Here is a 13,624-nt window from a genome sequence, read left to right on the forward strand (position 1 = left end):
GCATATGAGCGGCGTCGGACAACAGCGCCAGGCTATTGAAGACGAACCCGCCGATACCTCGGCGATGAGGTAGGTCGAGGTGAGCGCAAGCGCCCATCCCAACATATTCGCGTTCGCGCCGGCCGTATGATCGTGGCTGTGGCCAGCTCCTTCGTGGTCACGCGCCATGGGACATCTCCTCAAATTGGCCTGTCGGACGTTCGTCGCGATCGGCAGCGCGCTGCCCAAACCGGGCATAGAGTGTGGGAAGAACGAACAGGGTCAGCAGCGTTGCCGAGATCAGCCCGCCGATGACCACCGTTGCCAGAGGCTTCTGAACCTCGGCGCCGGCTCCGCTGGCAAAAGCCATGGGCACGAAACCCAGGCTTGCGACCAGCGCGGTCATGGCAACAGGCCGCAGGCGCTGGATGGCTCCGGTCCTTGCCGCCTCGGCCCGGCTCATGCCAGACCGGATCAAATCCTGGATCGAACTGACCATGACGAGACCGTTGAGGACTGCGATGCCCGACAGCGCAATGAACCCGACGGCTGCCGAGATCGAGAAGTCCATCCCCCGCACGAACAGCAGCAGGACACCGCCAACCAGCGCGAACGGAACGCCCGTGAACACAATCGCCGCGTCGCGCACGTTGCCGAGAGCTCCGTAGAGGAGCAGCAAGATGAGCACGAAGCAGGCCGGGACGACCAGCTTCAGCCGTTCGCTTGCTGACGCCAGATTCTCGAACTGTCCGCCCCATTCGAGATAGCTGCCCGCGGGCAAGCGCACCTCGCTTGCGATCGCCGCCTGCGCGTCGGCAACGACGCTACCAACGTCGCGTCCACGCACATTGGCCTGAACGACAACACGACGTTTTCCGTTGTCACGACTGATCTGATTGGGGCCGTCGACCACCGCGATGGTCGTGACACTCGACAGCGGCACATAGGAACCACCCGCTACTGGCACCTGCACTTGGGCAAGTGCTCCGAGATCGGCCCGTTCGGCTTCGGACAGGCGGATGACCACCGGGAAACGCCGGTCACCCTCGAAGATCATGCCGGACGTTCGGCCGCCGATCGTGGCGGTAATGGTATCCTGCACGTCCTGCGCCGTGACCCCAAGCCGCGCCATCGCGTCACGATTGACGCGAATATCGAGCATCGGAAGTCCACTTGTCTGCTCGACCTTCACATCGGTCGCGCCGTCGGTCTTCCGCAACACCGAAGCGATTTGCTCGGCTGTGCGGTTCATCGCTGCGAAGTCGTCACCGAAAACCTTGACCGCGACATCTCCGCGAACGCCAGCGATCAGTTCGTTGAACCGCATCTGGATCGGCTGGGTGATCTCATAGGCATTGCCCGGAACCTTGCCCAGCTCCGCTTCCAGTCGTTCGACCAACTCGGCCTTGCTGAGGCTTGGGTCTGGCCATTCGTTGCGCGGCTTGAGGATCACGAACATGTCGGTGGCGTTGGGCGGCATCGGATCGGACGCGAGTTCCGCCGTGCCGGTCTTGGAGAAGACGAACTTCACCTCCTTCTGCCGCGACAATATCCGCTCCAGCGGCACCTGCATCGCCTGGCTTTGCTGGACCGAGGTCGCCGGGATGCGCAGCGCCTGGATCAGGACATCACCTTCGTCGAGCTGTGGCAGGAAGACCTGACCCAGCGAAACGAACGCCACTGCGGCAATGGCAAGGCTGCCGATCGCCGCACCGATGGTGATCGACGGCTTTTTCATCGCCCGGTCGAGACCGGGCTCGTAGCGCTGCTTCAGCCACGAGATGATCCGGCCGTCTTTCTCCTCCACTTTCTTCGACAGCCAGATCGCAATCATGGCCGGCACGAATGTCAGCGACAGGATGAAGGCGAAGGCCAGCGCGATGATGACCGTCAGCGCCATCGGCACGAAGGTCTTGCCCTCCACGCCCGTCAAGGTGAGCAGTGGCACATAGACGAGAATGATGATCGCCTGCCCATAGACCGAGGGGCGGATCATCTCGCGCGCCGCGCTCGCGACATTCGAGAGCCGCTCCTGGAGACTGAGCAAACGGCCTTCATGATGCTGCTGTTCGGCGATCCGCCGCAGGGCATTCTCGACGATGATAACTGCACCATCGACGATCAGCCCGAAATCCAGTGCGCCAAGGCTCATGAGGTTTGCCGACACGCCCGCGCGCAGCATCCCGAACCCGGTCAGGACCATCGTGATGGGAATGACCAGGGCGGCGATCAGCGCGGCCCGGAAATTGCCGAGCAGCAGGAATAGTACGACGATGACGAGCAGCGCGCCCTCGCTCAGGTTCTTGGCGACGGTCTTGATCGTCGAGTTCACCAGCGCCGTTCGGTCAAGTACCGGTTGGATGACGACGTCAGGCGGCAATGAGGCGTTGATCTCCTGAAGGCGGTCGGCAACGGCCGTCGCCACCGTTCGGCTGTTCTCTCCGATACGCATGACCGCTGTGCCGACGACCACTTCGGTCCCGTTCTCCGATGCAGAGCCCATTCGGATCGCCTGACCTGTCTGAACCGTCGCGACCTGATCGAGCGTGATCGGCACACCTTCCCGGGTCGCGATGACCGTCCGCGCCAGTTCTGCGTCGTTGCGGATCAGGGCATCGGATCGGACCGCGAGCCCCTCACCGCCACGGTTGACGAAGCCGCCGCCGACGCTCGTATTGTTGCGTTCGAGCGCAGTGCCGAGATCGGTCAGCGTGAGGCCGACAGATGCCAGCTTCTGGACATTGGGGATGACCAGATACTGCTTTGCGTAACCGCCGATGGAATCAATGCCGGCGACGCCGGACACGTTCTTGAGGAGCGGCGTGACGATCCAGTCCTGCGCGGTGCGAAGATAGGTCGCCTTGTCGGCCTCGCTCGTCAGCCGCTGACCTTCTGGCGTGATGTAGCTTCCATCGGGCTGTTGGCCAGGTTCGCCGGGCCGGTGCTTGTCGTCGGCGCGGTGCTCCAGGCGAACGGTCCACATATAGACCTCGCCAAGCCCGGTCGAAATCGGCCCCATTTCGGGGCTGGCGCCGCTGGGCAAATTTTCCTTCACCTCCTCAAGGCGTTCGCCAACCTGCTGGCGGGCGAAGTAAATGTCGGTCGCGTCGGTGAAGACGGCCGTCACCTGCGCGAAGCCGTTTCGGCTCAGCGAGCGGGTATATTCTAGGCCGGGAATTCCGGCGAGCGCGGTTTCGATCGGGAACGACACCTGCTTCTCGACCAGTTCGGGCGAGAGCGCGGGCGCACGCACGTTGATCTGAACCTGGTTGTTCGTGATGTCCGGCACGGCATCGATCGGCAGGCGGAACAGGGAGTATGCGCCAATCACGGCGGCGACAGCGGTGAGAGCGAGGACGAGCCAGCGCTTCTCGACCGCCCATGTGACGATGCGAGCAATCATGGCTTAGTCCTCGTGCGCTGCTTCGCTCTTGCCGAGTTCGGCCTTGAGCGTGAAACTTCCGATGGTGGCAATCCGCTCACGGCCCGAAAGCCCCGAGCGGATGAGCACCGTGTCGCCGGCGGTGTCGCCGAGTTGGACCGGTGTTGCCTTGAAGCCCGTCGCCGTGCGCACGAACACGACCGTTCGCCCTTCGACCGTCTGCACGGCTGTCGACGGCACGCGAACCGCGGAGGGGCCGCCGTCGCCGGCAAGCTGCACCGAGGCGGTCACGGCTTCGCCGACACGCCAGAGGTTGCCGCCATTGTCGAGTGACGCGATCGCCGGCACCAGCCTGGTCTGCGGATCGAGCGCAGGAGAGACGAAGCTGATCTTCGCGGTCGCCGAGCGACCGGATGCGCTGACCGTGACTTCTGCTCCCGGCCCGATACGCCCCGCATCCTCGGGCTTGAGGCTGAGCGACAGCGACACCTTCGAGAGATTGGCGACCCTGAACAGCTCGGCATCAGCCGCGACAGTCTGGCCGAGCACTACCGGTCGCGCGATCACCTGACCGGAAATCGGCGCGACGATACCGAGGCGGTTGAGACCGCCGCCGCCCCCGCCGGCCGCCGACACCTGGCTCTGCGCCTGGGTAAGTGCGATCCGTGCTTCGGTTGCCGCGGTTCGCGCGGCGATCAGATCCTGCTCAGGCGAGACGCGCTGGGCGAACAGCCGCTGCTCGCGCGCCAGGTTGGAATTGGCCAGAGCAAGCCGAGCACGCGACGCCTCAACCTCACCCTTGAGCTGCGCAGCCTCGCGGCTCTCAATGACCGCAAGGGTCTGGCCCCGCGAAACGCCTTCGCCGAGATTGCGGTTGAGCGCGACTACACGCCCGGCAATCGCCGCTGAGACGACCTGCGTAGCCTGCGGATCGCCGTCGATCGTCGCCGGCAGTTCGATCGTTCCGGCGCCCCCAACCAATGGCGCCGCGACCTGTACGCCAGCGGTCGCTATCTGTTCGGCCGTCAGCGTGATCACGCCTTCATCCGCGTGGCCGGCTTCCTTGGGCTGCTGAGATGTGGCTTCATTCGTCGGAGTGCCCCCGCCACAGGCAGCAAGCATAAGCGCGAGCGACATTGCGCCCGCCAACTGAATATTCTTCATCACTGGTTCCCCCCATGAGGCGCGGGGGCGGTCAGTCGCTCGAGCCGCGCGCGGGCATTCTGGTAGTTTGCGAGCGCATCGATCGCGGCGACACGGGTGTCGGCGAGGGTGCGTTCGGCATCGAGCAGGTCGAGTTGGCCGAACTTCCCTTCGCGATAGCCGATACGGGCGATGCGGGCGGCCTCCTGCGCCGCAGCGAGCGCCGGTCCGGCGGCGGCGCGTGCGGACGTTTCGGCGTTGGCAGCCTCGGCTTGTGCTTCGGCAATGGCCTGCTCGACATCGAGCGCAGTCATTCGCCGACGTGCCTCCACCCGTGACCGCTCGGCGCTCGCCTGGGCGACCGCCGCCTTGCCATTGTTGAACAGCGGGATCGGGATCGACACGGTGAACACTGCAGCGGTGTCGTTGGTCGCCTCCAGACGCCGCAGCGCCGGACCGATGTTGAGGTCGGGAACGCGATTGGCGCGCGCTAGGCGGATGCCGGCATCGGCGATCGCCAGATCGGCATCCGCTGCCGCCAGCGTCAGCGTGCCGGATGCTGAGGGCAGGACGGTTGGGCCATAGGTCGCGGCCGGAAGGCGATCGAGCAGCGCAACGTCGAGCCCGCCATCGATGGGACGTCCCACGCGCCGCGCTAGGCTGAGACGGGCAACTTCGGCAAGTCGCGCCGCACGCTCAACGCTGGCCGCCGCGTTGATCCTGGCGACGTCGGCCCTTTGCTCTTCGAGCGGCGATGCTCGGCCAGCCTGTACCCGCACCCTTGCGGCTCGCAGAGCATCATCCGCGATGCGGAGCTGGTCACGCGCCGTCGCGAGCCGCCGTTCGGCAGAGATCGCCTCGACATAGAGCGAGGTAACCTGAAGCCGGACATCGGCCGCAGCGATCGCCGCCTCCAGTTCCGCCCGCGAAAGCTGGGCGTTGGCGACAGCGACACGAGCGCTGCGTTTGCCACCAAGTTCGATGGGCAAGGCGACACCCATCGTCGTTTCGGCGCTTCTGAGGCCACTATAGGGACCAGTGCCGGCGACGTTTTCGACCTGGGCCTGGGCCACCGGGTTAGGACGCAGGCCGGCGACCGTCCGGTTCTCCTGTGCCGCCTCGATGCCGGCATTGGCCGCGTCCGCCGACGGTGCCGCGCCGCCAGCGACGGCAACGGCCTCTTCTAGCGTCAAAATCGGTGCCGACGTATCGGCCGATATACGCTCCTGTTGCGCCTCCGCCACAGAGGCACAGGACGCCGCGGCAAGCATCGCCGCGAGCAATTTGTTCATGAGTATCCATTCCTGACTGATGAGCGTCAGGCCGGCATGTGCCGACCGGCGAAATCGTCAGGCTTGGGGAGGCCTCTGCAGGACATTGCCATTCGCGTTCGGCACAGGGGCGCTCAACTGACCGATACCTGGCATGACCATGAGCACAGCAGTCTCGGGGCCGCAGGCAATGGCTGGCGTTCCGACATCATGCCCATGGCAGGCGTTGTGATGGTGCGGCAGGCCATTGTCGCTGTCCGCAGGAACTTCGTCACCATCACCCGGCGCGTGGATAGTCAACTCGATGCCGAGCACGCTCCCGCCCGCCGCTTCAGCGGCATGCGCCATGCCTGCGAAGGCGGTCAGCACCAGCATTAGACAGGCAAGAAAAGGGCGGAGCTTACGCATCATCTACCCCCTATCACTCCGCCGCCACTGTGTAACTGACGTTTTCCCGGGCCAACTCTTTGCGCGCCTGCATGATAATTTGCGTACCCCCGGAAATGCCGAGTGCCGCCATGATGCCGGCGACGATCAGGTCGGGCCATGCGGTGTCGGTGCCGAACACACCAGCTGCGGCGAGGACGACCGCGATGTTGCCGATCGCGTCATTGCGCGAGCATATCCAGACCGATCGCATGTTCGCGTCGCCGCTGCGGTTGCTGTATCGCAACGTCTGCTTTTGCCAAAAACAGTCTTTCAGGTGGCAAGCCGCGAACGGCAGCTTCGTCCCAAACGCCGCGAAGTTGGCCCCTCGCCGAAGGCGAGGAGCCGATTGGTCAAATCTCGGTATTCTCGGCGAGGGCAAGCGCATCTTCCACGTCAATCCCGAGATAGCGCACCGTATTCTCGATCTTGCTATGCCCGAGAAGGATTTGGACGGCTCGAAGATTGCCGGTGGCCCTGTAGATGATCGATGCCTTCGTTCGCCGAAGCGAGTGGGTTCCATACTCGCTTCGCATCAAACCGACCCCTGTCACCCATTCATCGACAAGCCGAGCATACTGGCGAGTGCTGAGATGCCCATTATGATCAACTCGGCTCGGGAACACATAATCATCGACCGTGCCGCCCCGGCGTTCGAGCCAAGCTAGCAGGCTTGCGCGAGCGTCTGGCAGCAGTTCGAATTGAACGGGCCGGCCTGTTTTCTGCTGCATGACGATCGCCCGCGTTCGGATCTGCCCGCCGCTGACAAGGTCGCCAATTTTCATCTGCACCAAATCGCAGCCCCGAAGCTTGCTGTCGATCGCCAGATCGAACAGCGCCCGGTCTCGCAGGCGGCGGCGCTGATTGAGGTAGAAACGGATTTCCCAAATCTGCTTCGGTTTCAAGGCCCGCTTTACACCCACTGTCCTTCCGGCATTCCAAACCGGGCGCTTGGCGGCGGTGAGTTCTGTTTCAGGCATCTCCATGATCGTTCTCCTTTGGCCACATTGGCCATCTGAAGAACGCTTGCCGATGAAGATCCGCCGGAGTGGCAATGCGGCTCGCGCCGACCAACTCACGACATTCTACACCGGCCGCCTGAGCGTCGGCTAAAACCGAGACCTGCCATAAACATGTCTCGAAGAGCCTCGGGTTAACGCCTACACGAAACGCCGTTCACCTCGAACGGTCTCCTCGTCAGAAGCAGAAAAAAGTTCATCCAGATCAAACAAATGGTGCGGTTTCCAGCTCTCAGCTGGCGGACCCTTGTTTTTGACAATTTATATGTTAAAAGAAACGCATGAAACTCGAAGAGCTTTCGGCGACTACCGGAGCGACAATCCGGCAGATCCGCTTCCTGATTTCCGAGGGGTTCGTCCCCTCGCCCGCAGGCGGGCGCACTTATGCTACTTATGGTGAGGCGCACGTCCAGGCGATCCGTCGCTTTCAGCGCTTGAAGGGCCTTGGCTTTCCCAATGCAGCAATCCGGCTTCTTCTTGATGCGCGCGAGGGCGTGCCCGTGCCGGTGATGGACGGCCTGACACTGGTGATCGCACCCGATCTGATCGGCAGGGATGCTGACCTGGATCGGATGATCGCGCAGACCGAAACTAGACTGCGCGAGGCATTTTCAGGCGGTGTAACGAAGGCGCGCAAGCGGGCGGCTGGCTGATCATGCGCGGGATCCGAGGGAAGCACGACGATGGATAAGCTGATCGATCCGCTTGTGCCCTTGTTCCGGCCGTCGCTCGCCCCGAGACCACCCCTGCTGCTCGATAAAACCGAGATCCGCCTTCGCCTGGTTCCACCGATTGCCCGTCTGATCGTCGCCCGAACATTCACCAATCGCGAAACGGTGCCGATCGAGGCGGTGCTGACGATGCCGCCCGCGCTTACCGGCGAAGTGGTTCACGGCGTGGAAGTCCGGATCGGCGAGCAACGATGGACTGCGCAGGCATGGCCGAGGCGTCGGGCCGAAGCCGCCTATGACGGCGCGGCGGTTGACGGCAGCCGCGCGATCCTGCTCGAAGACCTCAAGCGCGGATGGCGGACCTTGTCGGTGGCGGGTGTGATGCCGGGCGAGGTGGTCTCGCTGGTGTGCGAAAGCGCGATCGCGCTTGGTCCGACCGGAGAAACCGTACGGCTCTGCCCCGGGGTCGATCCTGACCTGGCTGCTCCTGCCGTGCCTGAGCACCTGACTCCTCGCCAGACCAGCGAGCCTCATCCGATTACGCTGCAGATCGAGGGCGCGAATGAGCTCATTGTGCGGTCGGGGGGAACTGATCTTCCGCCCAGGCAGCAGATCGGCAATGCCCCAATGATGCTGGAAATCGTCATCCCTGCAGACTTCGAGGGCAAGGTGACGGACTGGTCCGCCGACGATGTGCGTGCGGAAATGGGCTTGCGCATGGCGGAGCAGATCGCAGCCCTGCTTGACGGTGACAGGCCAGTCGATCGCCAGCGGGTTCGCGATCTTGCGCTGAAGGGCAATTTGCTGACCAGCGAAACCAGCCTGGTCTTCGTAGGCGCCGAAGGCGAAGCGACCGGGGTGCTGCCGGCCATGCGCAAGCTCGCACTGGTCGATGCGGTATCCTCCGACGTGCAGGCGGTTCCGTCTCAGGCACCGGCAGTCGAGCCTGCTGCGTCTCCGCTCGCGCCAGATGGCGACTTTCCCGCCCCCGGCCGGGCCCGTAGGTTTGCCGTGCGATGGCCGACCGTCGGAGCGCGGCCGCCTTGGCACGTCCGGCTTGGCAACTGGTGGCGCAACAGGAGTCCCCGCCGGGAGGTCTCTACCGATATGTCGCATCTGGGCACGCAACTTCGCTCTGCAGCTTCGCAGGTGCTGTGGAAACAGGATGGGGTGCTGGCGCTGCGGTCGGGTGATGTGGGCCATCTGCCGGGCGAGGTTGCGACAATGGTCAGGGACGTCGCCGCGGTTGAAGACGTGCGTCAGGCCGCCACGGCGATGAACCTCGCGGCGGATCATCTCGCCATCGCGTTGTTGGCACAAGCCGCTGCATCTGCTGGCGTGGCTTCGCCCGATCTGCTGGCTCAGCTGTTCCCGGATCGACTGCCGCTCCCCTTTGAGCGGTTGGCCCGGCAATTGGGGGTAAGCGCATGAGATCTATGGTATTAGCCGGAGCGCTGGCGCTGGCTGCTCCGCATGCCAATGCGCAACCTTCTTTGCTCGCGCCATGGGGCGCCCGAAGTGGCGAGGAACTCGCGATAGATACCGCACGAGGACCCTGGGCGCGGCGCTGGATGGGACGGAGCGACGTCGGCGCTGTCATGCTCACTGTCTATCGGTCGGCGGAAGACGCGAAAGAGGTCGCGAGGTTTTCGCGCGGACTGAGTGACGGGCCTGAGCATGATGATGACCTGGCGTTTCTCGGGGGCTATCTTCCCCACGCATGGCGGGCGCAGGTACGTGCGATTCAGGCGACTGCTGACATTTCGGATGCACGGGGTCTGTGCGTGATCGTTGGGACAGGCGAGAAGCCGCTCCGGCTCTGCATGGCCAGTCGGCACGACAGCGCAGCCGTTGCGACCGTCATGACTTCGCTGGACCGCGATACCGCCATGGAAGCGGCTATGCTGCTGGCGCGTTATGCGGCGCGTCATCCTATGCGCGTTGCGGGATGACAGCGGACCTACTGTTCTTCCTTCAACCGCTTTTCGAGCAACGCGCGTGCTTCCGGCGTCAGGCCCTGATCCGCTCCGGCATTGCCGGCTGGTGGCGGCGTGCCTTGTGTGCTCGACGGGCTACCGGAATGCTCGACCAGATAGCGATCGACGTTGCGATGACCGGTCGTCGGAACCGAGGGGTCGCTGCCAGGCAATGATCCGGTCAAACCGCTCGGAGCGATCTGTCCCTCTTTCCCGCGCAGGACATCGCCGACCATTGTGCCTTCCTTGGGCATATCGACGCCGCTGAACCCGCGGCTGGTGACGCCCTGAACGCCGGGCTTGCAGGGGATGGGATCGGCCGGCGTGCCTTTCAGCCAGTGGATCGGCCAGTCCCATCCTGTGGTAATCCAGCTCACAAGGCCGAATGGCTCCTGCTCATTTGCCTTGAGCGCAAAGCAATGGCGATCAATTGCCTGCGCACGCGCGCCCCAGATCCAGCAGCCGAGCAGGGCGATCACAGCCAGTCCCAGCAGATTGTTCGCTACGTTCGAGAACTTTCCCACCATATGGTCCTTTCAAAATAAGCGTAGGGCTCCGGCTGTTTATACTGTGGGTTAGAAAGACATCGTCCCCTGCTGACCTTCGCATCTAACGCCTGGCCCAATCTGCACCTGATCGCAGCGGGGGAGCGAATTTGAGGGCGGGCTGAAGTCAAAGACGCCATTTGCCGGCGGGGCCGATTGCGCGCGGCGTCGGGCGGCTCTCGCCTGCGCCGCGCGCCGCTCATAATCGGCGACTTCATCACCGAACAGGGCACGACAATCCCGCACACCGCGTTGCGCGACATCGTAGCACACGTCGCCCCGGCGATTGCCTGCCATGGGACGCGTGAACACCCACCAGAGGCCTGCGGCGTCGCCATCGCCCCACCAGCGCAGGACAGCGGGACCATCTTCCCGGCTCCCGCCGGCTGGCGAAGGCAGAGCCATGGCGTCAGCCGGAATTGCCTTAGTCGTTCGGGTCACGTCGCCCGCATAGGTCTTGCCTGTCGGTAATTGCCCGGCCGCCGTGTCGAAGAGCATGACCATAGTGATGTTCTTGGCGCGCGAGTAGAAGCTCGGCACTACCACCGGGCTGGAGAAGTCGCCATCATGCGGCCGCAGTTCCAGTGCGCGCAGTTCCGCATCTGGCGTCCAGGCTTTGGCCACCGCCATGGCGAGCGCGACATTGGAGGCCGCATCCCGGCCCGCACTGCTCGCCGCATTGGTCATCGCATCGACCTGCTTCCTGGCATTCGGTCCGATGGGTCGGAACCACAGGATCTTCTGCTGCATCATTGCGACCATGCCGCCGCCCGTCACCGGGAGCCACTGACCCTCGTCATTCCATCCCTGACCTGAAACGAAGCGCAGACCAGCGTCGCTCGCCGACATCTGTCCGCGGTCGATATGAAAGGCATAATCATCATCGGCGACACCTTCGCGGACGATCGCGACATAGCTGCCGTCCGCCGCCACACGCAACCCGATCACGCCGGCCGACTTGTCCATATTGGGCTGGAAGATCGCGACCGACCAGGTGCCGCAGAAATGGCCGATACCCGAGCGGTCACCGGCATCCGCCGGGCGCGCCATGCCACTGCGCATGCGATTGACCCAGAAATCCAAGCTGCGCCAGCGCGGGTCATCGCTGGCGAGCGTCCCTCCCGTCGCGGGAGGGGTAACGCAATCGCCTGCCTGCTCCAGCTTTTCATCAGATAGTGAGAGGTGCTGCGCCGCAGCTGTCGTGCGGGCGTTGGCGGTTTCATGACCGTTCTTTGCGGCATCGCAGGCGCCGACCATGAATGCGAGAAGCAGCGTCGCCGTTACCGAAACCCCGAATCGCGCCATGATCGATCCCCTTCAGATGATGACGATCTATCAGGACATGTTTCTTTTGACAATGTATATGTTATAAGAGCATCGAGTTTTGTCGAACCCCTTGGCCGGACGGAAGGACATGCGCCGTGAAGGATGACGAGGAACTGCCGATCGACCTTACGAAGCTCTACTTCGTGCGGATCATCGAGACCCGCGCGGCCGTGGGCCTGTTCTGGTCGGGGTGGCGGGGGTTGCAAATTCTGATCCCGCGCCACATTGATCAAAGGCGCTGCGAAGTGGCGAAGATTGAGCCGCTGGCTGGCATTCTGTTCGTGGACGGGTCGGATTTTCGCCAGCAGGCCGTTGCGGAAGGCTATGAGCACCGCTGCGCGTTGACGGACGGTCTTGCTCAGCAACTCTTCGACGACGATGGCAGGGTGTTTGGATTGCCCCTGACGTTCGAGCCGCTCTGTCGGACGTTCAGCCTTGGAGAGGATGTTGCGACATAGGATGGCAACCGGCTTCGCGCCGAGTGGTATGCCCTTCGGGTCGGCGTGACGCGGGCGAAGCGGCGCTGGCTGCCGCGGTTGGCGGCGCTCGGTTCAGAACGCCCATTGCGCGTCGCTCAGGAGCCGGGGTCAAGGATCATGACGCTGACGCAGACCAGCAGGAAGACGGGGATGAAATTGGCGACGGCGATCGCCGATGCGCATCGTCTCCCGCCACGAGCCCGAACGATGCCGACAGCGGCAAATAAGCAAAGAAGCGCCATCGCCGCATACTGGGCGATCACCATCCGTTCCCGGATGTGCGTGCCGACCGCATGATGGTCTATCACGAAAGGACCGGAGAGAATCGCAAGACCCCACGGTATGATCATGAACGATAGGGCCTGCAGACGACGCTGTACCTCGGGTGCCCTCGGAAAGGAGCGGACGACGATCACAACGGATCCGATCCACGCGAGAAGCAGGACCCAAATGAGCATCGGGAGTTGTCTCCTTCTTGTCTTAGGGGAGCGCCCCCATTTCCGTCTCGTGAAAGACGTTGGTACGCCGGAGGATCGCAAGGAATGTCGGTCTCTAACCCACGACTTTAGGTGCGGAAGCGTTGAAACACCCTGACTATTCGGTCGATCGGATCCTGCTTGAAGACCTCATCGATATCGTTCTGCCGCGGATAGGTTGTCACCAACAGCAAAGGAATGTCGGCCACACTGGCAGAGCATGTCGCCTGGCGGCTTTCAGCCACCGGTCGGGCCATGCAGAAGGCCAAGAGATTGTCCTTGCCACCAAAGCTGGTTCTGGCCGATGATCCAGTCGGCAGGCCAACGATATCCATCGTTTCGTCCAAAATCCTCTTTCCGCCCTCAGCGTCGGGCTTGCCCGGCCTCGCGATCGGCTTCTTGAGATAATAGACGGTAACCGGCGGGTCGCCTGAGAAGGATATGGTCGCACGACCGACATAGCTAGCGCCGGCTGGCGGATCGATATTCACTTCATATTGTGTCACGCGGCTTGCGCCTGCCCCGCTACCGATGGGCGGCAGGATGCTGGCGAGCATGTTGGCAGCCTGCTGGCGAGCCGGCGTGGGGGAGGGCGCTTGGGCGGGTGCAGCCCCCCCCATAAACTGCAACGCTTCCTGAGCGACTCCATTGACGCGCTCGCTCGTGGATCTGTCCTTATCCAGCTCAGCGATGACTGCCCGCCAGCCTGGCGAATTGGCGCTCGAGGCATCCCCCATCAGCTTCGGCGACCCCACTTTCCCACTTTCGGCAGCCTGCCGATTTTGCTCGGGCGCTCGGCTGCAAGCTCCCAGAGCCATAACCGCGCATATCATGATCACATCTCGCTTCATCCGAGCCTCCCAATCCAGGTGGCTCTTTTGACAGATATTATGTCATAAGAAAAGTGGCAATTTGTCTGAGTTGCAGGAAC

Annotated in this window: 13 protein-coding genes and 1 pseudogene; 4 read left to right on the top strand and 10 right to left on the bottom strand. The window is 63.3% G+C overall.

The window, feature by feature from the left end; translation table 11 throughout:
• Positions 1–157: 157 nt before the first annotated feature.
• From SAMIE_RS10515 to SAMIE_RS10540, 6 genes and pseudogenes are all read right to left on the bottom strand, one after another.
• Positions 158–3,382, bottom strand: coding sequence for an efflux RND transporter permease subunit (locus tag SAMIE_RS10515; protein ID WP_066701161.1), 3,225 nt, complete (start codon positions 3,380–3,382; stop codon positions 158–160).
• Between the two features lie 3 nt (positions 3,383–3,385).
• Positions 3,386–4,525 (bottom strand): efflux RND transporter periplasmic adaptor subunit, encoded by a 1,140-nt coding sequence (locus SAMIE_RS10520; RefSeq protein ID WP_066701162.1) that lies wholly within the window; start codon positions 4,523–4,525, stop codon positions 3,386–3,388.
• Positions 4,525–5,796: a TolC family protein gene (locus SAMIE_RS10525; RefSeq protein WP_066701163.1), complete on the bottom strand. Its 1,272-nt coding sequence runs from the start codon at positions 5,794–5,796 to the stop codon at positions 4,525–4,527. The genes SAMIE_RS10520 and SAMIE_RS10525 overlap by 1 nt, the downstream gene beginning before the upstream one ends.
• A gap of 57 nt (positions 5,797–5,853) precedes the next feature.
• Positions 5,854–6,150, bottom strand: a complete 297-nt coding sequence (locus tag SAMIE_RS23770) for a hypothetical protein (protein ID WP_232037213.1) — start codon at positions 6,148–6,150, stop codon at positions 5,854–5,856.
• Between the two features lie 46 nt (positions 6,151–6,196).
• Positions 6,197–6,433, bottom strand: a pseudogene (locus SAMIE_RS10535) (cation transporter); the annotation flags it as partial.
• Positions 6,434–6,554: 121 nt separating this feature from the next.
• Entirely contained in the window at positions 6,555–7,187 is a 633-nt protein-coding gene (locus tag SAMIE_RS10540; protein ID WP_066701164.1) for a tyrosine-type recombinase/integrase, read from the bottom strand.
• 314 nt (positions 7,188–7,501) lie between these two features.
• Here SAMIE_RS10540 and SAMIE_RS10545 point away from each other — a divergent pair, with 314 nt between their 5' ends.
• The 3 genes from SAMIE_RS10545 to SAMIE_RS23775 all read left to right on the top strand — a co-directional run bounded on the left by SAMIE_RS10545 (position 7,502) and on the right by SAMIE_RS23775 (position 9,843).
• Positions 7,502–7,873, top strand: a complete 372-nt coding sequence (locus SAMIE_RS10545; protein ID WP_066701165.1) for a helix-turn-helix domain-containing protein — start codon at positions 7,502–7,504, stop codon at positions 7,871–7,873.
• 30 nt (positions 7,874–7,903) lie between these two features.
• Positions 7,904–9,322 carry a VIT domain-containing protein gene (locus SAMIE_RS10550; protein ID WP_066701166.1) on the top strand — a complete coding sequence of 473 codons (1,419 nt, stop codon included), beginning with the start codon at positions 7,904–7,906 and terminating at the stop codon, positions 9,320–9,322.
• A 353-nt stretch (positions 9,323–9,675) separates the two neighbouring features.
• A complete protein-coding gene (locus SAMIE_RS23775; protein ID WP_157077769.1) occupies positions 9,676–9,843 on the top strand; it encodes a hypothetical protein in 168 nt (55 codons plus the stop codon).
• A gap of 8 nt (positions 9,844–9,851) precedes the next feature.
• On the opposite strand, the gene SAMIE_RS10560 is transcribed toward SAMIE_RS23775, so the two are convergent.
• Both SAMIE_RS10560 and SAMIE_RS10565 read right to left on the bottom strand, forming a co-directional pair.
• Positions 9,852–10,346, bottom strand: a complete 495-nt coding sequence (locus tag SAMIE_RS10560; protein WP_126516814.1) for a hypothetical protein — start codon at positions 10,344–10,346, stop codon at positions 9,852–9,854.
• 96 nt (positions 10,347–10,442) lie between these two features.
• Positions 10,443–11,717 (bottom strand): hypothetical protein, encoded by a 1,275-nt coding sequence (locus tag SAMIE_RS10565; RefSeq protein WP_126516815.1) that lies wholly within the window; start codon positions 11,715–11,717, stop codon positions 10,443–10,445.
• Between the two features lie 116 nt (positions 11,718–11,833).
• Here SAMIE_RS10565 and SAMIE_RS10570 point away from each other — a divergent pair, with 116 nt between their 5' ends.
• Entirely contained in the window at positions 11,834–12,196 is a 363-nt protein-coding gene (locus SAMIE_RS10570) for a hypothetical protein (protein ID WP_066701170.1), read from the top strand.
• A 116-nt stretch (positions 12,197–12,312) separates the two neighbouring features.
• On the opposite strand, the gene SAMIE_RS10575 is transcribed toward SAMIE_RS10570, so the two are convergent.
• Both SAMIE_RS10575 and SAMIE_RS10580 read right to left on the bottom strand, forming a co-directional pair.
• Positions 12,313–12,675: a hypothetical protein gene (locus tag SAMIE_RS10575; protein ID WP_066701171.1), complete on the bottom strand. Its 363-nt coding sequence runs from the start codon at positions 12,673–12,675 to the stop codon at positions 12,313–12,315.
• A 107-nt stretch (positions 12,676–12,782) separates the two neighbouring features.
• Positions 12,783–13,544, bottom strand: a complete 762-nt coding sequence (locus SAMIE_RS10580; RefSeq protein ID WP_126516816.1) for a hypothetical protein — start codon at positions 13,542–13,544, stop codon at positions 12,783–12,785.
• Between the last annotated feature and the right edge of the window lie 80 nt (positions 13,545–13,624).

The sequence above is a fragment of the Sphingobium amiense genome, assembly GCF_003967075.1.
Lineage (GTDB): Bacteria > Pseudomonadota > Alphaproteobacteria > Sphingomonadales > Sphingomonadaceae > Sphingobium > Sphingobium amiense.